Genomic DNA, 21147 nt, shown 5'->3' with positions numbered 1-21147 from the left:
GGGCACGCTAACCTACCAAACACTTGTTAGGGAAGGAGTGGCGGCCGATGGATCTCGCGTTCACCGAGGAGGAGACCGCTCTGCGCGCGGAGGCCCGGGCCTGGCTGCGCTCGCGGGTGCCGGCCGAGCCGCTGCCGTCCCTGGAGACCGAGGAGGGCTTCGCGGCGCATCGCGCCTGGGAGGCCGAACTGGCCGGGGCCCGCTGGTCGGTGGTCGACTGGCCCGCGGAGTACGGCGGCCGGGGCGCCTCCCTCGTCCAGTGGCTGCTGTTCGAGGAGGAGTACTACGCGTCCGGCGCGCCGGGCCGGGTGACGCAGAACGGCATCAGCCTGCTCGCGCCGACGCTCTTCGACTTCGGTACGGCGGAGCAGCGGGCGCGGGTGCTGCCGCCGATGGCGTCCGGCGAGGTGGTCTGGGCGCAGGCGTGGTCGGAGCCGGAGGCGGGCTCGGATCTGGCGTCCCTGCGGTCGAGGGCCACGCGCGTGGCGGGCGGCTGGCTGCTGTCCGGCCAGAAGACCTGGTCGTCCCGGGCGGCCTTCGCGGACCGCGCGTTCGGCCTGTTCCGCAGCGATCCAAAGGCACCGAAACCCCATCAGGGGCTGACCTACCTGATGTTCGGCCTGCGCGCGCCCGGTGTCACGGTCCGCCCGATCCGCCGGCTGGACGGCAGACCGGCCTTCGCCGAGCTGTTCCTGGACGAGGTGTTCGTGCCGGACGAGGACGTGATCGGCGAGCCGGGGCAGGGCTGGCGGATCGCGATGTCCACGGCGGGCGACGAACGGGGGCTGAAGCTGCGTTCGCCGGGGCGGTTCCTCGCGAGCGCGGAGCGCCTCCACCGTCTGTGGCGGGCGCGAGGCGAACCGGAGACCGCGAGAAGAGGCGTCGCCGACGCCCTCATCGGCGCCCGCGCCTACCAGCTCTTCACCTACGCGGCCGCCTCCCGCTGCCTCGACGGCGAGCGGACCGGCCCCGAGTCCAGCCTGAACAAGGTGTTCTGGTCGGAGTACGACATCGCCCTGCACGAGACGGCGCTCGATCTCCTGGGCGAGGAGGGCGAGCTGGCGGACACGGAGTGGGCCGAGCGCTATGTCTTCGCCCTCGCGGGACCGATCTACGCCGGGACGAACGAGATACAGCGGGACATCATCGCCGAACGCCTGCTGGGCCTGCCGAAGGGACGCCGCTGATGCGCTTTCTGCCCGACGCCGAGCAGCGGGCGTTCACCTCCTCCCTGGACGCGATGCTGGGCGCGGCGGACACTGCGGCCGTCGTACGGGACTGGAGCCGGGGCGAGCACGCGCGCGGGCGGGCGCTGTGGGGCCGTATCGCCGGGGCCGGGGTGTTCGCACTCGCCGTGCCGCCGGAACAGGACGGCTTCGGTCTGCGCCCGGTCGAGCTCGCCCTCGCCTTCGTGGAGCTGGGCCGGCACGCTGTGCCCGGCCCGCTCGTCGAGACCGTCACGGCCGCCGCGCTGCTCCCGGAGCCCGAGCGGCTCGTCTCCGGCGAGATCATGGCTACGGTGGCCTGCGGGGGCCCGTACGCCCTGGACGGGGACGTGGCGGACCTGCGGCTCCTGCTCACCCCCGACGGCCTGTTCCGCTGCCCCGGCCACGGCCCGGTCCGCCCGTCGATCGACCCCGCCCGCCGCCTCACCGCCCTGGCCGCGGGCGAACTCCTCACCGCCACCCCGGCCGCCGGACGCGCACTGGCCCTGGCCCGTCTCCTCACCGCCGCCCAGGCCCTCGGCGTCGGCCTGGCCCTCCTCGCCCGGACGGTCACCCACGTCGAGCGGCGCAGCCAGTTCGGGTCCCCCATCGGCTCGTTCCAGGCCGTCAAGCACCGGCTGGCCGACGCGAAGATCGCCCTGGAGTTCGCCCGCCCCCTCGTCCTCGGCGCCGCCCTCACCCGCACCCCCGAGGACATCGCCGCCGCCAAGGTCACCGCCTGCGAGGCGGCGTACGCCACCGCCCGTACCGCCCTCCAGCTGCACGGCGCGATCGGCTACACCGCGGAGTGCGACCTGTCGCTCTGGCTGACCAAGGCCCGCGCCCTGCGCACCGCCTGGGGCGGCCCGGACGAGTGCCGGGCCGCAGTCCTGGGTGGGGGTGCCCGCCACCGGTGACCTCCCGGTGCATCCCGGGCCGCCCAGGCGCCCCGGCGTCGGTTCAGGCGCGCGGCGGGACGATCCCCTGAGCCCGCGCCGCCACCAGCCACTTCGGGAACTCCCCCACCAGGCGGTCGTACAGGTCGGCGTCGGAGACCTTGCGCGGGTCCTGCCCGGCGTGGAAGAAGCCGGCGTTGTCGACGGCCCGCTTGTCCGGCACGGACAGCTCGTCGAGCTTGCGCAGATACTCGAACTGCCGGCTGGAGGGGTCCCCGAAGCCGATGAACTGCCAGAACAGCGGCAGCCGGGCCGCCTTGCACAGATACCGTTCCGCGGCGAGCTTGTTGATCGGGCCGCCGTCGGTCTGGAAGACCACCAGGGCGGGCTCCCGGGAGCCGCTGTCCAGGTAGTGGTCGATCACGGCGTCCATGGCGAGGTGGTAGCTGGTCTTGCCCATGTGCCCGAGCCCGGCCACGATCCGCTCGATCCGCCCCTGGTGATCGGCGAGGGCGATCTCGGTCTCGGCGTCGACGTCGGTGGAGAAGAACACCACCGGCACCCGGCCGTCGTCGTCGAGGTGCGCGGAGAGCCCGAGCACCCGGTCGGCGAGCGCCTGCACACTGCCGTCCTTGTAGTACGGCTTCATGGAACCGGAGTAGTCGACCACCAGGTAGACCGCGGCCCGCAGCCCGTCCAGACCGTGCTTGGCCAGCGACACCCCGGCGCTCTTGTACAGGCTGACCAGCGCGGGCGCGGTCTCCTCCACCTTGCTGAGACTGATCGCCGCCATCGGCTTCCCCCTTGACTCGACCGACCGGCTGCCGAGATTACGTCACACTTGACCCGCCTCTCCCGGCATCCACAGCTGTTGGTTATTTTGTACGCCGCCGTCCCCACCGGCTCACCCACCGTCCCACTGCCTTTCGAGGAGCCGGCTTGAAACCCCAGTCCAGCGTCACGACCTGCTGTCGCCGTCGCGCACAGGGGGAGGACTGAAGTGAGACGCACCGGAATCCTGGCGTTCGCGGCCGTGCCCGTCGCCCTCACGGCGGCGGCGTACTTCCTGATGCCCACCGACTCCGCGCAGAGCCCGGCGAAGCCGCCGGTCTCGGCCGCCCAGCTGGCCCGTGAGGAGGCCAAGGAGCGGGCCGAGACCGAGCGCGCCGCGGACGAGAAGATGCTCGCGAGCCTGCCGCCGGGCCTCGCCGCCCCGGCGAAGAAGGAGCTGGCCCTGCAGATCGCGGCGACGGCCGAGTTCTCCAGCCTGAACTGGCGCCTGGGCTACGGCAGCGTCGAGGACAACGGCGACGGATGCGGCTACACGGCCGGCATCATCGGCTTCTGCACCGGCACCCACGACCTGCTCGCCCTCGTCGAGCGGTACACCGGGGCGCACCCGGACAACGGCCTGGCCCGCTACCTGCCCGCCCTGCGCGAGGTGGACGGCACCGACTCGCACGAGGGCCTGGACCCGGGCTTCCCGCCGGCCTGGAAGGCGGAGTCGAAGAAGCCGGCCTTCCGCACCGCCCAGGACCAGGAGCGCGACCGCGTCTACTTCAACCCAGCGGTCCGCCTCGCCAAGCTCGACGGCCTGGGCACGCTGGGGCAGTTCGTCTACTACGACGCGATGGTCCTGCACGGCCCGGACCCGAGCCCCAACGGCTTCTACGGCCTGCGCGAACGCGCCCTGAACGAGGCGAAGCTGCCGTCGAGGGGCGGCTCGGAGAAGGCGTACCTCGACATCTTCCTGGACATCCGCAAGCAGGCGATGCAGCGCAAGAAGTCCACCGCCGACACCAGCCGTATCGACACGGCCCAGCGGGAGTGGCTCCACGACGGCAACATGGAGCTGCGTACCCCCCTGGAGTGGCGCATGTACGGGGACCGGTACCAGGTGTCCTGAGAAAGGCGGCGGCGCCTGCCCCGTCGTCCGGTCGGGGACAAAGGGCAGGCGCCGTCTGTGTTCCGTACGCCTTTGTACGGGACGTTTCTCGAACGGTCCTCGACGGACCGTCAGACCATCAGGGCCCGGTCGGTCGGGCGGATCGGGGCCGGCAGGTCGCTGGCGCCGGTCAGGAAGCGGTCCACGCCACGGGCGGCGGAGCGGCCCTCGGCGATGGCCCACACGATCAGCGACTGGCCGCGGCCCGCGTCACCGGCGACGAACACACCCGGCACGTTCGTCTGGAAATCGGCGTCGCGGGCGATGTTGCCGCGCTCGTCGAGCTCCAGGGCGAACTGCTCCACCAGGCCGTTCTCCCGGTCGGTGCCGGTGAAGCCCATGGCGAGGGTGACCAGCTGGGCGGGGATCTTCCTCTCGGTGCCCGGCTTCGGGGTCAGCCTGCCGTCGATGAACTCCACCTCGGTGAGGTGCAGCCACTGCACGTTGCCGTCCTCGTCGCCCTCGAAGTGGGTGGTGGAGACGGAGTAGACCCGCTCGCCGCCCTCCTCGTGCGCGGAGGTGACCTTGTACAGCAGCGGGAAGGTCGGCCACGGCTGGGAGACGGCGTCCCGCTCGTCGTTCGGGCGGGGCATGATCTCCAGCTGCGTCACCGAGGCCGCGCGCTGGCGGTGGGCGGTGCCCACGCAGTCGGCGCCGGTGTCACCGCCGCCGATGACGACGACGTGCTTGCCCTCCGCCGAGATCGGCGTGGTGACGTAGTCGCCCTCTTGCACCTTGTTGGCCAGCGGCAGGTACTCCATGGCCTGGTGGATGCCCTTCAGCTCCCGGCCGGGGACGGGCAGATCGCGGGCGGTGGTGGCACCGGCGGCGATGACGACGGCGTCGTACCGCTTCTTCAGGTCGGTCGCCTTGAGGTCGCGGCCGATCTCGATGCCGGTACGGAACCGGGTGCCCTCCGCGCGCATCTGCTCGATACGGCGGTTGATGTGCCGCTTCTCCATCTTGAACTCGGGGATGCCGTACCGCAGGAGTCCGCCGATCCGGTCCGCGCGCTCGTAGACGGCGACGGTGTGACCGGCCCGCGTGAGCTGCTGGGCGGCGGCCAGGCCCGCCGGGCCCGAGCCGATGACCGCGACCGTCTTGCCGGACAGGCGCTCGGGGGCCTGCGCGGCGACGTCACCGGTCTCCCACGCCTTGTCGATGATCGAGACTTCGACGTTCTTGATGGTGACGGCCGGCTGGTTGATGCCGAGCACACACGCCGACTCGCAGGGCGCCGGGCAGAGCCGGCCGGTGAACTCGGGGAAGTTGTTGGTCGCGTGCAGCCGCTCCTGCGCGGCTGACCAGTCCTCGCGGTAGGCGTAGTCGTTCCACTCCGGGATCAGGTTCCCGAGCGGACAGCCGTTGTGGCAGAACGGGATGCCGCAGTCCATGCAGCGGCTGGCCTGCTTGCTGATGATCGGCAGCAGGGAGCCGGGGACGTAGACCTCGTTCCAGTCCCGCAGCCGCTCCTCGACCGGGCGGGACGTGGCGACCTCGCGGCCGTGGTTGAGAAAGCCCTTGGGATCAGCCATTGGTCGCCGCCTCCATCATCTTCTCGGTGATCTCGGTCTCGGAGAGACCGGCTCGCTCGGCGGCGTCCTTGGCGGCGAGCACTGCCTTGTACGTACTGGGAATGATCTTGCTGAAGCGCTGCACGGACGTGTCCCAGTCGGCGAGCAGCTTCTCGGCCACCGTCGAGGCGGTCTCCTCGGCGTGGCGGCGCACCACGTCGTGCAGCCACTGCCGGTCGTCGTCCGACAGCGCCTCGATCGCGTCGAGGTTGCCGACGTTGACGTTGTCGCGGTCGAGGTCGATGACGTAGGCGACACCGCCCGACATGCCGGCCGCGAAGTTGCGGCCCGTCTCGCCGAGCACCACCGCGTGACCGCCGGTCATGTACTCGCAGCCGTGGTCGCCCACGCCCTCGGAGACGACGGTCGCGCCGGAGTTGCGGACGCAGAACCGCTCACCGGTCCGGCCGCGCAGGAACAGCTCGCCGCCGGTCGCGCCGTACGCGATGGTGTTGCCCGCGATCGTGGAGAACTCGGCGAGGTGGTCGGCGCCCCGGTCGGGACGGACGATCACCCGGCCGCCCGAGAGGCCCTTGCCGACGTAGTCGTTGGCGTCGCCCTCCAGGCGCAGCGTGACACCGCGCGGGAGGAAGGCGCCGAAGGACTGGCCGGCCGAGCCGGTGAAGGTGATGTCGATGGTGTCGTCGGGCAGGCCCGCGCCACCGAACTTCTTGGTCACCTCGTGGCCGAGCATGGTGCCGACCGTGCGGTTGATGTTGCGGATGGCGACCTGGGCGCGCACCGGCTGGGCGTCGGTGGCGGAGTCCGCGGCGAGGGCATCGGCGGCGAGCTTGATCAGCTCGTTGTCGAGCGCCTTCTCCAGGCCGTGGTCCTGCTCGATGACCTGGTGCAGCGGGGTGCCCTCGGGCAGTGCCGGCACGTAGAACAGCGGGGACAGGTCCAGGCCCTGCGCCTTCCAGTGGTCGACGGCGCGGCTCACGTCGAGCGCCTCGGCGTGGCCGACGGCCTCCTCGATGGAGCGGAAACCCAGCTCGGCGAGGATCTCGCGGACCTCTTCGGCGATGAACCGGAAGAAGTTCACGACGTACTCGGCCTTGCCGGAGAACCGGTCGCGCAGGGTCGGGTTCTGGGTGGCGATGCCGACCGGGCAGGTGTCCAGGTGGCAGACGCGCATCATGACGCAACCGGAGACGACGAGCGGCGCGGTCGCGAACCCGAACTCCTCGGCGCCGAGCAGCGCGGCGATGACGACGTCACGGCCGGTCTTCAGCTGGCCGTCGGTCTGCACGACGATGCGGTCGCGCAGACCGTTGAGCAGCAGGGTCTGCTGGGTCTCGGCGAGGCCCAGCTCCCAGGGGCCACCGGCGTGCTTCAGCGACGTCAGCGGCGAGGCGCCGGTGCCGCCGTCGTGGCCGGAGATCAGCACGACGTCCGCGTGCGCCTTGGACACACCCGCGGCGACCGTGCCGACGCCGACCTCGGAGACCAGCTTCACGTGGATCCGCGCCTGCGGGTTCGCGTTCTTCAGGTCGTGGATCAGCTGGGCCAGGTCCTCGATGGAGTAGATGTCGTGGTGCGGCGGCGGGGAGATGAGCCCCACGCCCGGCGTCGAGTGACGCGTCTTCGCGACCCACGGGTAGACCTTGTGGCCGGGCAGCTGGCCGCCCTCGCCGGGCTTGGCACCCTGGGCCATCTTGATCTGGATGTCGTCGGCGTTGACCAGGTACTCGGAGGTCACACCGAAGCGGCCGGAGGCGACCTGCTTGATGCTGGACCGGCGCGCCGGGTCGTACAGCCGGTCCGCGTCCTCGCCGCCCTCACCGGTGTTGGACTTGCCGCCCAGCTGGTTCATGGCGATGGCGAGGGTCTCGTGCGCCTCCTTGGAGATGGAGCCGTACGACATGGCGCCCGTGGAGAACCGCTTGACGATCTCGGAGACCGGCTCGACCTCGTCGACGGAGATCGGCTGACGGTCCGACTTGAAGCCGAACAGGCCGCGCAGCGTCATCAGGCGCTCGGACTGCTCGTTCACGCGGTCGGTGTACTTCTTGAAGATGTCGTAGCGCGCGGTGCGAGTCGAGTGCTGGAGGCGGAAGACCGTCTCCGGGTCGAACAGGTGCGGCTCGCCCTCCCGGCGCCACTGGTACTCGCCGCCGATGTCCAGCGCGCGGTGCGCCGGGGCGATGCCCGAGGCGGGGTACGCCTTGGCGTGCCGGGCGGCGACCTCCTTGGCGATGACGTCGATGCCGACGCCGCCGATCTTGGTGGCGGTGCCGTTGAAGTACTTCTCCACGAAGGCCTGGTCGAGACCGACGGCCTCGAAGACCTGGGCGCCGCGGTAGGAGGCGACGGTGGAGATGCCCATCTTCGACATGACCTTCAGCACGCCCTTGCCCAGGGCGTAGATCAGGTTGCGGATGGCCTGCTCGGGCTCCATGCCGGGCAGGAAGGTGCCGGCGCGGACCAGGTCCTCCACCGACTCCATGGCCAGGTACGGGTTGACCGCGGCGGCGCCGAAGCCGATGAGCAGGGCGACGTGGTGGACCTCGCGGACGTCACCGGCCTCGACCAGCAGGCCCACCTGGGTGCGCTGCTTGGTGCGGATGAGGTGGTGGTGGACGGCCGCGGTGAGCAGCAGCGAGGGGATCGGCGCGTGCTCGGCGTCGGAGTGGCGGTCCGACAGGACGATCAGACGGGCGCCGTTCTCGATGGCCGCGTCGGCCTCGGCGCAGATCTCCTCGATGCGCGCGGCGAGGGCGTCGCCGCCGCCGGAGACCCGGTACAGGCCGGAGAGGGTCGCGGCCTTGAAACCGGGCATGTCGCCGTCGGCGTTGATGTGGATGAGCTTGGCCAGCTCGTCGTTGTCGATCACCGGGAACGGCAGGGTGACGGTGCGACAGGACGCGGCCGTCGGCTCCAGCAGGTTGCCGGCCGGGCCCAGCGAGGAGCGCAGCGAGGTCACCAGCTCCTCGCGGATGGCGTCCAGCGGCGGGTTGGTGACCTGCGCGAACAGCTGGGTGAAGTAGTCGAAGAGCAGCCGCGGGCGGTCGCTCAGCGCGGCGATCGGCGAGTCGGTGCCCATCGAGCCGATCGGCTCGGCGGCGGCCTTGGCCATCGGCGCCAGGATGATCCGCAGCTCCTCCTCGGTGTAACCGAAGGTCTGCTGGCGGCGGGTGACCGAGGCGTGGGTGTGCACGATGTGCTCACGCTCGGGCAGGTCGGACAGCTCGATCTCGCCGGCTTCCAGCCACTCCGCGTACGGCTTCTCCGCGGCGAGCTGGGCCTTGATCTCGTCGTCCTCGATGATGCGGTGCTCGACGGTGTCGACGAGGAACATCTTGCCGGGCTGGAGGCGGCCCTTGCGGACGACCTTCGCGGGGTCGATGTCCAGGACGCCGACCTCGGAGCCGAGGACGACCAGGCCCTCGTCGGTGACCCAGTAGCGGCCGGGGCGCAGACCGTTGCGGTCCAGCACCGCGCCGACCTGGCTGCCGTCGGTGAAGGTGACACAGGCCGGGCCGTCCCAGGGCTCCATCATCGTGGAGTGGAACTGGTAGAAGGCGCGCCGGGCCGGGTCCATGGAGTCGTGGTTCTCCCACGCCTCCGGGATCATCATCAGCACCGAGTGCGGCAGCGAACGGCCGCCCAGGTGCAGGAGTTCGAGCACCTCGTCGAAGGAGGCGGAGTCGGAGGCGTCGGGCGTGCAGACCGGGAAGACGCGGTCGAGCTCGCCCTCCCCGAACAGTTCGGAGACGAGCTGCGACTCACGGGCCCGCATCCAGTTGCGGTTGCCCTTGACGGTGTTGATCTCGCCGTTGTGCGCGACGAAGCGGTACGGGTGGGCGAGCGGCCACGACGGGAAGGTGTTCGTGGAGAACCGGGAGTGCACGAGCGCGATCGCGGAGGCGAAGCGGCGGTCGGACAGGTCCGGGAAGAAGGGCTCCAGCTGGCCGGTGGTCAGCATGCCCTTGTAGACGATCGTGCGGGCGGACAGCGACGGGAAGTAGACGCCGGCCTCGCGCTCGGCGCGCTTGCGCAGCAGGAAGGCCTTGCGGTCGAGGTCGATGCCCTGGGCGACGCCGTCGCCGACGAAGATCTGCCGGAAGGCGGGCATCGTGGAACGGGCGGTGGCGCCGAGCAGGTCGGGCGCGACGGGAACCTCGCGCCAGCCCAGGACGGTGAGGTCCTCCTCGGCGGCGATCGTCTCGATCTGTGAGACGGCGTCCTCGATGCCGTCCACCGGCAGGAAGGCGATACCGACGGCGTACGCACCGGCCGCGGGCAGCTCGAAGCCGGCCACCTCGCGGAAGAAGGCGTCCGGCACCTGGGACAGGATGCCCGCGCCGTCACCCGAGTCGGGCTCGGAGCCGGTGGCACCGCGGTGCTCCAGGTTGCGCAGAACGGTAAGCGCCTGCTCGACCAGCGCATGGCTCGCCTCGCCGGTGAGGGTGGCCACGAAGCCGACGCCACAGGCGTCGTGCTCGTTGCGGGGGTCGTACATACCCTGCGCAGCAGGGCGAGCATCCATGAAGGACCAGTTCTGGCCATTCGCGGAATGCTGGGACGGCTGGCGCGGCGTACGCATCGGCTCTCCCGTCGTCGTCAGTGGCATGTGGCTGGTGCCGAGGGACGACGTTGGCCCTCTGCGGATGATCCGCGCCGAGATACGCGCTGAGATCAAAATTTCGTGCAGGTTACATGATGGAGCGATTCTCGGGAACCGGATACTCCGTTCCAGCATGCGGGACGCCGCGGGGGTGACGGCAGGGCCGCGATCAGCGGCCGGAAGTGATGGGGACCGACAAGGACAAGATCGATCAGATCGGTGTCCGTCGGGCGGCGGCGAGGAGAGCGTCGTCGCCCACCTCGCACAGGTGCGCGGCAGGCACCATTGCCCACAGCGCTTACGGGTCATGCCCGGTGGTTAAGCGTTCGAAACCAGCAAGTAACGGGTACTTATGCGACCCCTCGCATAAGTACCAGTCGCGCTATCCTACGGCCGTTCCGAACAGACTGCCCAGGGCGTACGTCACACCGGCCGCCGCACCACCCAGGGCGAGCTGCCGCACACCGCTGTACCACCAGGTCCGCGCCGTCACCTTGGCCACCACGGCACCGCAGGCGAAGAGCCCGAAGAGGGCCAGCAGCACGGCGGGCCACAGCGCGGTCGCCCCCAGCAGATGCGGCAGTACGGGCAGCAGGGCGCCCAGCGCGAAGGCGCCGAAGGACGACACGGCCGCGACGCCGGGCGAGGGCAGGTCGCCCGGATCGATCCCGAGCTCCTCACGGGCGTGTATCTCCAGGGCCTGCTCGGGGTCGCGGGAGAGCTGCCGGGCGACCTCCCGGGCCAGCTCGGCGTCCACCCCGCGGGCCCGGTACAGCGCGGCCAGCTCGGCCTCCTCGTCCTGCGGATGCTTGCGCAGCTCGCGCCGCTCGACGTCCAGCTCGGCCTCGACCAGCTCGCGCTGCGAGGCGACGGAGGTGTACTCGCCTGCGGCCATGGAGAAGGCACCGGCGGCCAGGCCGGCGAGCCCGGTCAGCACCACCGTCTGATGGCTGACCTGACCGCCGGCGACGCCGGTCATCAGAGCGAGGTTGGAGACGAGTCCGTCCATGGCACCGAAGACGGCGGGGCGCAGCCAGCCGCCGTTCACATCGCGGTGCGTGTGGTTGTCCCGGTGCGCCTCGTGCAGCGCCGCCTCGGTCTCGATGATGGCCATGCGAGCAATCCCCCTGGAGCTTAGGAAAGGCTAAGTTTGGACAAGTTCCATTCTTCGACAACACCAAATCTACGCTGCTCATTCCCTTGCCGCCAGCAAGGAAAGGCTGATCTAACCTGCGGCTTTGCAGTTTCGCGCTCATTCGATAGATAGCCCGCACAGATGTCGACCGGGTGACGCTGGGACCCGGAAGGCTCTCCCGGCCCCCTCCCGTGGGACACATCCGCCAAGTGGCTCCGCGCCCTGTGCGGACGCCCCCGGAGGAGAGGCCGCGTATGGCATCGATCGCCTGCATCCCCTCGGTTCCGGCGCCGGGGGACGCCGCCGAACTCCGTGACCGGGCGCGCGGCGCGCTCCTGGGCCTGGCGGTGGGCGACGCGCTGGGCGCCCCCGCGGAGAACATGAAGCCGTCGGAGATCCGGGCCCGCTGGGGCCGCATCACGGGCTACGTCACCGACACCCCCGCGGGCACCGACGACACGGAGTACGCGCTCTTCTCCGGCCTGCTGCTGGCCCGCCACGGTTCGGCGCTCACGCCCGCGCACGTGGACGCGGCGTGGCACGAACTGATCGCGGACCGCGAGGAGGGGCAGTTCCGCGGCGCCGGCTTCAGTGAACGCGGCACCCTGGAGAACCTGCGCCGCGGCCTCGCGGCCCCCATCTCCGCCCAGCACCGGCACGCCTGGAGCGACGGGCTGGCGATGCGCGCGGCGCCCTTCGGCGTCTTCGCCGCGGGCCGCCCGGCCGAGGCGGCCCGCCTGGTGGCCATCGACGGGTCGGTGAGCCACGACGGGGAGGGCATCTACGGCGGCCAGGCGGTGGCGGCGGGCGTGGCGGCGGCGATGGCGGGCGCCCCCACGATCGCGGTGGTGGCATCGGCGCTCGCGGTGGTCCCCGACGACTCCTGGACGGCCCGCTCACTGCGCCGGGCGGTGGCGGTGGCCCACCGGGGCGAACGGGCGGTCCGTTCCGCGGTGGTCATCGGCGGCTACCCCTGGACCGACCTGGCCCCGGAGGCGGTGGCGCTGGCCTTCGGCGCCTACGCGGCGGCGGACGGCGACTTCGTCCACTCCGTCCTGACGGCGGTGAACATGGGCCGCGACGCGGACACGACCGCGGCGGTGGCGGGCGCGCTGGCGGGGGCGACGCAGGGCGCCGCGGCGATCCCGGCGGAGTGGGCGGCGGCGATCGGCCCGGCCCGCGGCAGCTGCCTGCCGGCGATGCGCGGCCACCACGTACTGGATGTGGCGGATCTGTTGTCGGAGGTACCGAAATGATGCTCAACCCAGCCCGTCCGGCGTTCGAGGACGAGGCCTTCGCAGGGCCATCGGGGGTGCCGGGGACGGAGCCCCCGGGCGGGCTCGAAGGGACCGCGCCCCTGGGGATGGGGCGGGTGGCCACGGCGGAGGCGACAGGCCCCCGCCGGACCGAGGGCCTCCTGCTCGGCCTGGCCGCGGGCGACGCCGCCGGCTGGCCCGCCGCCCGGCACCGAGCCGTCCGCATGCCGGAGTGGACCCGCCGCCTCACGCGCGAACTCGACACCTTCGCCGAACAGAACGCCACCACCACCCTCCCCGTCCCCATCGCCCTCAACCAGCCCTCCGAACCCCTGCGGCTGGGCCCCTCCGACGACGCGGAATGGGCCGCCTTCGCCGCGGAAGCCGTCCTGCGCGCCGGCGACGACGCCGCCCTCGGCGACCTCAGCCGCCACCGCCGTATGCGCGCGGCCATCGACCTCACCTGGAACGCCGTGGCCAGTGAGGTGGCCGCGGCGGCGGACCGCGCCCCCGAGATCGAGTCCGCGGTCCTCCCGCTGCGCGCCCGCATCTCCGTCCGCGCGGGACTCGGCAACCTCGCCACCGGCCTGCGCCCGCCCGCCACCGGCCACGACAACCCCCACTTCTTCGACGACGCCGCCTGCATCCGCGCCTGCGTCCTCGCGGTGGCCCACCCCGGCGACCCCCGACTCGCCGCGGAACTCGCCGAGTTCGACGCCCGCTACACCCAGGACGGCGACGGCGTCCACGGTGCCCGCGCCATGGCCGCGGCCCTCGCCCTGGCCCTGTCCGGCGCCGGCACCGACGCCTGCGTCACCGCCGCACTCGCGGAACTCCCGGCCGGGACCGAGATCGGCCGCAACGCCCGGCACGCCCTCGCCCTCGCCCGGGACACCGACAGCGCCTTCGCCCTCATCCCCCAGTTGGAGCACCAGATCGTCGACCACGTCTACAGCTACGGCATCGCCGCCGCGGAGACCGTCCCCGTGACGCTCGCCCTGGCCACCGCCGCCCAGGGCCGGATCGCCGAGGCGGTCCCCGCCGCCGCCTGTCTGTCCCGGGTCGCCGACTCCGCCCCCGCCCTCGTCGGCGCCCTCACCGGCGCCCTCGGCGGCGGCGCCGCGATCCCCGCCTCCTGGCGCGACGCCTGCCGCACCCTCTCCGGCTGCGCCCTCCCCCGCCTGACCGGCACCGACCTCGTGGAACTCGCCGAACTCCTCGAAGCCGCGCAACCGGCCGGGGCAGGAGGATGATGCGGCACATGAAGTCCAAAGCACCAGAAAACACCCACGAGGCGAGCCTGGACGACCGGATCACCGGAGCGCTCGTCGGAGCCGCCGTCGGCGACGCCCTGGGCGGCCCGGTCGAGGGCTACTCCCCCGATCAGATCCTCGAACGCCACGGCGGCCGGGTGCACGGCATCGTCGGCCCCTGGAACGGCGACGCCTGGCGCACGGCCCGCCCCCTCGCGCCGTACCACAAGGGCGACGGCCACGTCACCGACGACACCTTGCTCACCCACGCCCTGATCAGGGTCTACGCCACGGTCCGCGACCACCTCGACGCCTACGCCGTCGCCGACCACCTGGTCCCGGACCTGATGACCAACCCGCGCTGGATCCCGGAACTGGAGGCCGAGGCACTCCCCCTCCAACGCCTCTTCCTCGCCGAGAAATGGCTGGTCACCCGCCTCCACTACGGCCACGCCGACCCCCGGGAGGCCGGCACCGGCAACATCGTGAACTGCGGCGCCGCGATGTACATGGCCCCGGTCGGCCTGGTCAACGCGGCCAACCCGGCCGCCGCCTACGCCGAGGCCCTCGACATCGCGGGCGCCCACCAGTCGTCGTACGGCCGCGAGGCGGCGGGAGTCCTCGCGGCGGCGGTGGCGGCGGCCTGCGCCCCCGGGGCCACCCCCGAGTCGGTCGTCGCCACCTGCCTGTCCCTGGCGAAGGACGGCACGCGCGAGGCCATCGAGAAGGTCTGCGAAGTGGCCTCGCGGCACAGCGAGTTCGAGTCGGCGCTGACGCCCCTGCGCCAGGCGGTCGCCCCCTACGACACGGTGGGCGCCGACTACCGCTCCCCGTCCCTCGGCGCCCGCCGCCCGTCCCGGCTGCACGCGATCGAGGAACTGCCCATCGCCCTGGGCATGGTGCTGCTCTCCTCGGGCGACTACCGCCGGGCGGTCCTGGGCGCGGTCAACTACGGCCGGGACTGCGACTCCATCGCCACCATGGCGGGCGCCGTGTGCGGCGCCCTGGGCCACCCGGTCCCCGAGGACTGGTCGAAGCAGGTGGCCGACGCCAGCCGCCTGGACCTGTGGGAGCCGGCCCGTGTCCTGGCCGAGGTGACCCGGGAGGTCTTCGCCCAGGACGTACGCCGCCGCCGCGCCCACGAACAGGCGCTCTCCCGGCTCGGAGTCCCGACATGCTCCGCCTGACCTGGGTCCAGCCGGAGGACCTGATCGGCCACGAGCTGCGCCAGGCGGCGCAGGACGGCAGGGAACCCGCGAGAATCGCGGCCCGCTGGAAGGCGGCGGGCGGCCTGGAAGCCCCGCAGCGGTCGGGCGCGTCCCCCGAACCGGCATCCCGCTACCTCCGCCTCCTGGCAGAGGACCTGCTGGACGAACTGGCGGACCTGCCGAGCACCTTGACGGACCAGGAACCCACGGACCTCCCGAGGATCAAAGCCGCCTGCCCCTCCTGGCCGACCGCTCCAGCAGCTCAGGCCGCCGCCCCCGTCCCGGCCCTGGAAGCCGCCTGGCTGGGCAGGGCAGTCGGCTGCCTCCTGGGCAAACCCGTCGAGAAACTCCCCCTCGAAGCCATCCGCGCCCTCGCCCAGTCCACCGGCAACTGGCCCCCCACCACCTACTTCACGGCAAAGGGCGTCCCCCAGGACCTCCTCACCGCCCACCCCTGGAACCGCCGCTCGGCACCGACCTCCCTCGCCGAGAACATCGACGGCATGCCCGAGGACGACGACCTCAACTACCCCCTCCTGAACCTGCTCCTCCTCCAACGCCACGGAAGAGCCTTCACCACCACCGACGTGGCCGCGCTCTGGCTGGACGAACTCCCCGCCGGCCGCACCTTCACCGCCGAACGCATCGCCTACCGCAACCTCCTCACCGGCCTGGAACCCCCACGCACCGCCCACCACCGCAACCCCTTCCGCGAATGGATCGGCGCCCTGATCCGCGCCGACCTGCACGGCTGGACCAACCCGGCAGACCCCGCCGCGGCCGCGGAACAGGCGCACCGGGACGCCACCCTCACGCACACCGCCAACGGCGTCTACGCGGCGATGTTCATCGCGGCCACCATCGCCCGCGCGGCCACCGGCACCGAGACCGTCCACACCTGCCTCGCCACCGGCCTCACGGTCGTCCCCCCGGCCTCCCGCCTCGCCCGCGCGATCCGGCACGCCGTACAACTCGCCCAGCGGTACACGGACTTCGACACGGTCGTGGACGAACTCCACGCCGTCCACGCCGCGTCCCACTGGGTCCACGCCGTCCCCAACACCGCCCTGATCGCCGCCGCCCTCACCCACGCCGACGGCGACTTCACCGGCTCCGTCTCGCGTGCCGTGTCCGGCGGCTGGGACACCGACTCCAACGGCGCCACGGCCGGCAGCATCGCCGGGCTGCTGGCAGGAGACCCCGCCGCCCTCCCCGACCACTGGACGGCCCCGCTCAAGAACCGGCTGTCCACCTCCGTCGGCGACTTCCACGGCATCGGCTTCGACACCCTGGCCCAGCTCACCCACCGGGAGGCACTCCGCCCATGAGCCATATCGTCGTCCTCGGCAGCACGAACATGGACCTCGTCGCCTTCGTCGAGAAGGCACCCCAGCGCGGCGAGACGGTCACCGGCCGCGAGTTCCGCACGATCCCCGGCGGCAAGGGCGCCAACCAGGCCGTCGCCGCGGCCCGCGCGGGCGCCACCGTCTCGATGATCGGCGCGGTCGGCAACGACTCCTTCGGCACCCGGCTGCGCTCCACCCTGGAGCGAGCCGGCGTCGACACCGGCCGTCTGCGCACCACGGAGGGCGACTCGGGCACCGCCCACATCGTCGTCGACGACGACGGCGGCGGCAACGCGATCGTGGTGATCCCCGCCGCCAACGGCACCGTGGACCACCTCACCCCCGGCGACGAGGAACTCATCGCCTCCGCCGACGCGCTCCTGCTCCAGCTGGAGATCCCGCTGGCCGCCGTCCTCGCGGGCGCGCTCGCGGCCCGCGCCCACGGCGTCCGGACGATCCTCACCCCGGCTCCCGCCCAGCCGCTGCCCGTCGACCTCCTCAACGCCACCGACCTGCTGCTGCCCAACGAGCACGAGGTCGCCACCCTCACCGGCCGCACCGACCCGCGCTCGGCGGCCCTGGCCCTGCTCGAGGAGGTCCCGGAGGTCGTCGTCACCCTGGGCGCGGCGGGCTGCCTGTACGCGGCCCGCGGCGCCGAACCGCTCACGGTCCCCGCCCCCGAGGTCACCGCCGTGGACACCACCGGCGCCGGCGACACCTTCGCCGGCGCCCTCGCGGTGGCGCTCGCCGAGGGACGCCCGATGCCGGACGCGCTGGCGTGGGCGGCCGCTGCGTCGGCGCTGTCGGTGCAGCGGCCCGGGGCATCGGAGTCGATGCCCCACCGCCCCGAGATCGACGCGCAGTACACGTCATGAGCCGGCCACCGCTGCACGGACTGCGCGTCCTGGACCTCGCCACCCTCTTCGCCGGGCCGCTCGCCGCCACGGCGCTGGGTGACTTCGGCGCGGAGGTCATCAAGGTCGAGCACCCCACCAAGCCCGACCCGTCCCGCGGCCACGGCCCGGCCAAGGACGGCATCGGCCTGTGGTGGAAGCATCTCGGCCGCAACAAGCGCACCATCACCCTCGACCTGTCGACGCCGGGTGGCCGCGCCACACTGCTGCGCCTGGCCGCCACCACGGACGTGATCATCGAGAACTTCCGTCCCGGCACCCTGGAGAAGTGGGACCTGGGCTGGCCGGAACTCTCGGCCGTCAACCCCCGTCTGGTCCTCACCCGCGTCACCGGCTTCGGCCAGTTCGGCCCGTACGCCCACCGCCCGGGTTTCGGCACCCTCGCCGAGGCGATGAGCGGTTTCGCCGCGCTCACCGGCGAACCGGACGCGCCCCCGGTGCTCCCGCCCTTCGGCCTCGCCGACTCGATCGCGGGCCTGGCGACGGCGTTCGCCGTGCTCACCGCCCTCGCCGCCCGCGAGCGCACCGGCGAGGGCCAGGTCGTCGACCTCGCGCTGATCGAGCCGATGCTGTCGGTCCTCGGCCCCCAGCCCACCTGGTACGACCAGCTCGGCTACGTCCAGCAGCGCACCGGCAACCGCTCCGCGAACAACGCCCCGCGCAACACCTACCGCACGGCGGACGGCAGTTGGGTCGCCGTCTCCACCTCGGCGCAGTCGGTGGCGGAACGGGTGATGCGCCTGGTGGGCCGGCCCGAACTCATCGACGAGCCGTGGTTCGCCACGGGCGCCGACCGGGCCCGCCACGCGGACGTCCTGGACCGGGCGGTCGGCGGCTGGATCGCCGAGCGCACCCGGGACGAGGTCGTCGCCGCCTTCGAGAAGGCGGAGGCGGCGGTGGCGCCCATCCAGGACGTACGGGAGGTCATGACCGACCCGCAGTACCAGGCCCTCGACACCGTCACCACGGTCGACGACCCCGACTTCGGCCCGCTGCGCATGCAGAACGTCCTCTTCCGGCTCTCCGGCACCCCCGGCGCGATCCGCTGGACCGGCCGCCCGCACGGCGCCGACACGGACGAGGTCCTTGCCGAGCTGGGCCTGACCGCGGCCGAGGTCGCGGCCCTGCGCACCGAGGGCGCCGTATGACCACGCCCCTGACCTGGCTCTACGCCCCCGGCGACCGCCCGCACATCGTGGCCAAGGCCCTGCGGGCCGGCGCGGACGTCGTGGTCGTCGACCTGGAGGACGCCGTGGCACCCGAGCGCAAGGAGTACGCCCGAGCCGCCACGGCCGAGTTCCTGGCCGACCCCCAGCCGCTCCCGGTGCACGTCAGGGTGAACGCCCTGGACGGCCCGCTGGCGGCAGCGGACCTGGCGGCGCTGGCCCACCTCCCCGGCGTCGCCGCCCTGCGGCTGCCCAAGATCACCTCGCCCGAGCAGATCCGCCGCGTGGCACGGTCCACCCCGCACCCCCTGTACGCCCTCCTGGAATCGGCCCTCGGCGTCGAACACGCCTACGCCATCGCATGCTCCCACCCTGCACTGCACGGCATGGCCCTGGGCGAGACGGACCTCGGAGCCGACCTGGGTGTACGCACCGACGCGGGCCTCGACTGGTCCCGCTCCCGAGTGGTCGTCGCGGCACGAGCGGCGGCCCTGCCCCCGCCGCCCCAGTCGGTCCATCCCGACACCCGGGACCTGGCGGGCCTGGCGGCCACCTGCGCCCACGGCCGCGCCCTGGGCTTCCTGGGCCGGGCGGCCATCCACCCCCGCCAACTCCCGGTGATCGAGCGGGCCTACCTCCCCACGGAGGAGGAACTGGCCCGCGCGGAAGCCGTCGTCAAGGCGGCCTCGGCCCACCCGGGCGCCCAGGCGCTCCCGGACGGCAGCTTCATCGACGCGGCGGTGGTGACGGCGGCCCACCGCACCCTGTCCCTCGCGGCCCGCCGCGGCTGACACGACGAAGGGCGCCCGGAACACTCCGGGCACCCTGCACGGTCGTACGACCGACCGGTCAGCTCTTCTTCGCCGACCCGGCCTCGTCGTTGGCCTCGTCCTGCACACCGGAGGAGGAGTCGGCGTCAGCCTTCTCGCCCTCGCGCTCGTCCCCGTCCTCATCGGCCGGAGCGCCGGGGTCGGCCGCACCCGGCTCCACCACGGCTTCCCGGCCGGGGCGCTTCCTGGCCGACAGCACGATGTACAGCACCGCCAGCAGGAACACCACCAGCGCGGTCCAGTTGTTCAGCCGCAGGCCCAGGATCTCGTGCGCCTCGTCGACGCGCATGTACTCGATCCAGAAGCGGCCCGCGCAGTACGCCGCGACGTACAGCGCGAACGCCCGTCCGTGGCCCAGCGTGAACTTCCGGTCCGCCCAGATGACCAGCAGCGCGACACCGATGCACCACAGCGACTCGTACAGGAAGGTCGGGTGGTACGTCCCGGGCACCCGCCCGTCCGAGGACGACGTGATCTCCACGGCCCACGGCAGATCGGTGGCCTTGCCGTACAGCTCCTGGTTGAACCAGTTGCCCCAACGGCCGATGGCCTGCGCGAGGGCGATGCCGGGGGCGACGGCGTCGGCGTAGGCGGGCATCGGGATGCCCCGGCGCCGGCAGCCGATCCAGGCGCCCAGACCGCCGAAGGCGATGGCGCCCCAGATGCCGAGGCCGCCCTCCCAGATCTTGAAGGCGTCCACCCAGTCACGGCCCTCGCTGAAGTACAGCTGGTAATCCGTGATCACGTGGTAGATGCGCCCGCCGACCAGGCCGAAGGGGACGGCCCACACCGCGATGTCGGCCACCGTGCCGGCCCGGCCGCCGCGGGCGATCCACCGCTTGTTGCCGAGCCAGACGGCGACGAAGACGCCGATGATGATGCAGAACGCGTAGCCTCGCAGCGGAATGGGGCCGAGATGGATCACACCGCGCGACGGGCTGGGAATGTAGGCAAGTTCCATGGCAGGGTCGACGCTACCCTGCCGGACCGCAACCGCGTCGGGCAGCCCGGCTACGGCTGCATAACAGGCGGGCCCGGGCGCCTCATCCCTTGGCCGCCTCCTGCACCCGCTCCTTCAGCTTCTGGGGCGTCATCGACTGGTCCTGGTAGATGTTCTTGCCATCGAGCAGGACGGTCGGCGTGCCGGTGAAGCCGCCGCTGCGGAAGGCCTCGTTGGACTTCGCGACCCAGCTGTTGTGAGTGCCCTTCTCCACGCAGGTGCGGAAGGCGGGTGTGTCGAGCCCGTCGACCTTCGCGGCCAGCTCGAACAGCTTGTCGTTCTCCGCGAAGGCGTCGTCGGTCTCGGGGGGCTGGTTCTGGTAGAGCACGTCGTGGTAGTCGGCGAACTTGCCGACGTCCTGGGAGCAGGCCGCGGCGTTGGCGGAGTTGCGGGAGCCGGTGCCGCCCATATTGCCGTCGATGATCGTCGCGAGGTGGTACTCCACCTTGAGCTGGCCCGCGTCGGTCAGCTCATGGATCGTCGAGCGGTAGGTGTCCTCGAAGGACTTGCAGGCCGGGCAGCGGAAGTCCTCCCAGACGACGAGGGTCGACGGGGCGCTGTCCTTGCCGACCGGGAGCGCCAGGCCGTCCTCGCCCTGCGCGCCCGAGGGCGCGACGACGGGACCCGCGGAGTCGCTGCCGTCGTCCTTCCCGGCATTGGCGGCGATCACTCCGATCACCGCCGCGAGCCCCAGCACGCAGACGACGCTCACGCCGACGATCAGCGCGCGGCGGCGCTTCTCCGCGGACTTCTGCTTCTCTCGCTCGACCGCCAGCTTCTCCCGGGCGGTGCGCTTTCCCTCACGGTTCTTCTCGCTCACACCCCGGAAACGAACCGGGGAGGCGCCCAGCG

The 21147-nt window shown here is 72.2% G+C and carries 16 protein-coding genes; 10 read left to right on the top strand and 6 right to left on the bottom strand.

Going from position 1 to position 21147, the window contains the following annotated elements:
• The first annotated feature begins 47 nt into the window (after positions 1–47).
• Positions 48–1187 carry an acyl-CoA dehydrogenase family protein gene (locus ACFYW5_RS21375; protein WP_389418612.1) on the top strand — a complete coding sequence of 380 codons (1140 nt, stop codon included), beginning with the start codon at positions 48–50 and terminating at the stop codon, positions 1185–1187.
• Complete coding sequence (locus ACFYW5_RS21370) at positions 1187–2122, top strand: acyl-CoA dehydrogenase family protein (RefSeq protein WP_389418611.1); 936 nt, start codon at positions 1187–1189, stop codon at positions 2120–2122. Before ACFYW5_RS21375 ends, ACFYW5_RS21370 begins: the two co-directional genes overlap by 1 nt.
• A 43-nt stretch (positions 2123–2165) precedes the next feature.
• Here the strand turns inward: ACFYW5_RS21370 and ACFYW5_RS21365 are convergent, their stop codons facing one another.
• Positions 2166–2894, bottom strand: coding sequence for a vWA domain-containing protein (locus ACFYW5_RS21365; RefSeq protein WP_389418610.1), 729 nt, complete (start codon positions 2892–2894; stop codon positions 2166–2168).
• A gap of 207 nt (positions 2895–3101) precedes the next feature.
• Here ACFYW5_RS21365 and ACFYW5_RS21360 point away from each other — a divergent pair, with 207 nt between their 5' ends.
• Entirely contained in the window at positions 3102–4007 is a 906-nt protein-coding gene (locus tag ACFYW5_RS21360) for a chitosanase (protein WP_389418609.1), read from the top strand.
• A 110-nt stretch (positions 4008–4117) separates the two neighbouring features.
• Here ACFYW5_RS21360 and ACFYW5_RS21355 read toward each other — a convergent pair whose 3' ends face one another.
• The 3 genes from ACFYW5_RS21355 to ACFYW5_RS21345 form a co-directional block, all read right to left on the bottom strand.
• On the bottom strand, positions 4118–5581 hold the full coding sequence (locus tag ACFYW5_RS21355; protein ID WP_389418608.1) for a glutamate synthase subunit beta: 1464 nt from the start codon (positions 5579–5581) through the stop codon (positions 4118–4120).
• A complete protein-coding gene (gltB, locus tag ACFYW5_RS21350) occupies positions 5574–10166 on the bottom strand; it encodes a glutamate synthase large subunit (protein WP_389418607.1) in 4593 nt (1530 codons plus the stop codon). Before gltB ends, ACFYW5_RS21355 begins: the two co-directional genes overlap by 8 nt.
• Positions 10167–10569: 403 nt before the next feature.
• A complete protein-coding gene (locus ACFYW5_RS21345; RefSeq protein ID WP_389418606.1) occupies positions 10570–11301 on the bottom strand; it encodes a VIT1/CCC1 transporter family protein in 732 nt (243 codons plus the stop codon).
• Between the two features lie 275 nt (positions 11302–11576).
• Between ACFYW5_RS21345 and ACFYW5_RS21340 the strand changes: the two genes are divergently transcribed.
• From ACFYW5_RS21340 to ACFYW5_RS21310, 7 genes are all read left to right on the top strand, one after another.
• Complete coding sequence (locus ACFYW5_RS21340; protein ID WP_389418605.1) at positions 11577–12578, top strand: ADP-ribosylglycohydrolase family protein; 1002 nt, start codon at positions 11577–11579, stop codon at positions 12576–12578.
• 107 nt (positions 12579–12685) lie between these two features.
• Positions 12686–13831, top strand: a complete 1146-nt coding sequence (locus ACFYW5_RS21335; protein WP_389418869.1) for an ADP-ribosylglycohydrolase family protein — start codon at positions 12686–12688, stop codon at positions 13829–13831.
• Between the two features lie 8 nt (positions 13832–13839).
• Entirely contained in the window at positions 13840–15018 is a 1179-nt protein-coding gene (locus ACFYW5_RS21330; protein ID WP_389418604.1) for an ADP-ribosylglycohydrolase family protein, read from the top strand.
• Entirely contained in the window at positions 15006–16367 is a 1362-nt protein-coding gene (locus ACFYW5_RS21325; RefSeq protein ID WP_389418603.1) for an ADP-ribosylglycohydrolase family protein, read from the top strand. The genes ACFYW5_RS21330 and ACFYW5_RS21325 overlap by 13 nt, the downstream gene beginning before the upstream one ends.
• The gene (rbsK, locus tag ACFYW5_RS21320) at positions 16364–17260 is read left to right on the top strand and encodes a ribokinase (RefSeq protein WP_389418602.1); all 897 of its coding nucleotides are present in this window, start codon (positions 16364–16366) and stop codon (positions 17258–17260) included. Before ACFYW5_RS21325 ends, rbsK begins: the two co-directional genes overlap by 4 nt.
• Positions 17257–18447, top strand: a complete 1191-nt coding sequence (locus tag ACFYW5_RS21315) for a CaiB/BaiF CoA transferase family protein (protein ID WP_389418601.1) — start codon at positions 17257–17259, stop codon at positions 18445–18447. The genes rbsK and ACFYW5_RS21315 overlap by 4 nt, the downstream gene beginning before the upstream one ends.
• Entirely contained in the window at positions 18444–19256 is an 813-nt protein-coding gene (locus ACFYW5_RS21310; protein ID WP_389418600.1) for an HpcH/HpaI aldolase/citrate lyase family protein, read from the top strand. The genes ACFYW5_RS21315 and ACFYW5_RS21310 overlap by 4 nt, the downstream gene beginning before the upstream one ends.
• A gap of 58 nt (positions 19257–19314) precedes the next feature.
• On the opposite strand, the gene lgt is transcribed toward ACFYW5_RS21310, so the two are convergent.
• Positions 19315–20256 carry a prolipoprotein diacylglyceryl transferase gene (lgt, locus tag ACFYW5_RS21305; protein ID WP_389418599.1) on the bottom strand — a complete coding sequence of 314 codons (942 nt, stop codon included), beginning with the start codon at positions 20254–20256 and terminating at the stop codon, positions 19315–19317.
• A gap of 82 nt (positions 20257–20338) precedes the next feature.
• Positions 20339–21115 (bottom strand): DsbA family protein, encoded by a 777-nt coding sequence (locus ACFYW5_RS21300; RefSeq protein ID WP_389418598.1) that lies wholly within the window; start codon positions 21113–21115, stop codon positions 20339–20341.
• Between the last annotated feature and the right edge of the window lie 32 nt (positions 21116–21147).

It is taken from the genome of Streptomyces sp. NPDC002779 (genome assembly GCF_042888685.1).
Lineage (GTDB): Bacteria > Actinomycetota > Actinomycetes > Streptomycetales > Streptomycetaceae > Streptomyces.
This window is presented reverse-complemented; position numbering and strand designations above follow the sequence as displayed.

Coding starts and splice junctions, on each gene's coding strand:
- ACFYW5_RS21335 (WP_389418869.1), top strand. CDS start 12,686: ATGGGGCGGGTGGCCACGGCGGAGGCGACAGGCCCCCGCCGGACCGAG.
- lgt (WP_389418599.1), bottom strand. CDS start 20,256: ATGGAACTTGCCTACATTCCCAGCCCGTCGCGCGGTGTGATCCATCTC.
- rbsK (WP_389418602.1), top strand. CDS start 16,364: ATGAGCCATATCGTCGTCCTCGGCAGCACGAACATGGACCTCGTCGCC.
- gltB (WP_389418607.1), bottom strand. CDS start 10,166: ATGCGTACGCCGCGCCAGCCGTCCCAGCATTCCGCGAATGGCCAGAAC.
- ACFYW5_RS21325 (WP_389418603.1), top strand. CDS start 15,006: ATGCTCCGCCTGACCTGGGTCCAGCCGGAGGACCTGATCGGCCACGAG.
- ACFYW5_RS21330 (WP_389418604.1), top strand. CDS start 13,840: ATGAAGTCCAAAGCACCAGAAAACACCCACGAGGCGAGCCTGGACGAC.
- ACFYW5_RS21365 (WP_389418610.1), bottom strand. CDS start 2,894: ATGGCGGCGATCAGTCTCAGCAAGGTGGAGGAGACCGCGCCCGCGCTG.
- ACFYW5_RS21315 (WP_389418601.1), top strand. CDS start 17,257: ATGAGCCGGCCACCGCTGCACGGACTGCGCGTCCTGGACCTCGCCACC.
- ACFYW5_RS21310 (WP_389418600.1), top strand. CDS start 18,444: ATGACCACGCCCCTGACCTGGCTCTACGCCCCCGGCGACCGCCCGCAC.
- ACFYW5_RS21355 (WP_389418608.1), bottom strand. CDS start 5,581: ATGGCTGATCCCAAGGGCTTTCTCAACCACGGCCGCGAGGTCGCCACG.
- ACFYW5_RS21375 (WP_389418612.1), top strand. CDS start 48: ATGGATCTCGCGTTCACCGAGGAGGAGACCGCTCTGCGCGCGGAGGCC.
- ACFYW5_RS21340 (WP_389418605.1), top strand. CDS start 11,577: ATGGCATCGATCGCCTGCATCCCCTCGGTTCCGGCGCCGGGGGACGCC.
- ACFYW5_RS21345 (WP_389418606.1), bottom strand. CDS start 11,301: ATGGCCATCATCGAGACCGAGGCGGCGCTGCACGAGGCGCACCGGGAC.
- ACFYW5_RS21370 (WP_389418611.1), top strand. CDS start 1,187: ATGCGCTTTCTGCCCGACGCCGAGCAGCGGGCGTTCACCTCCTCCCTG.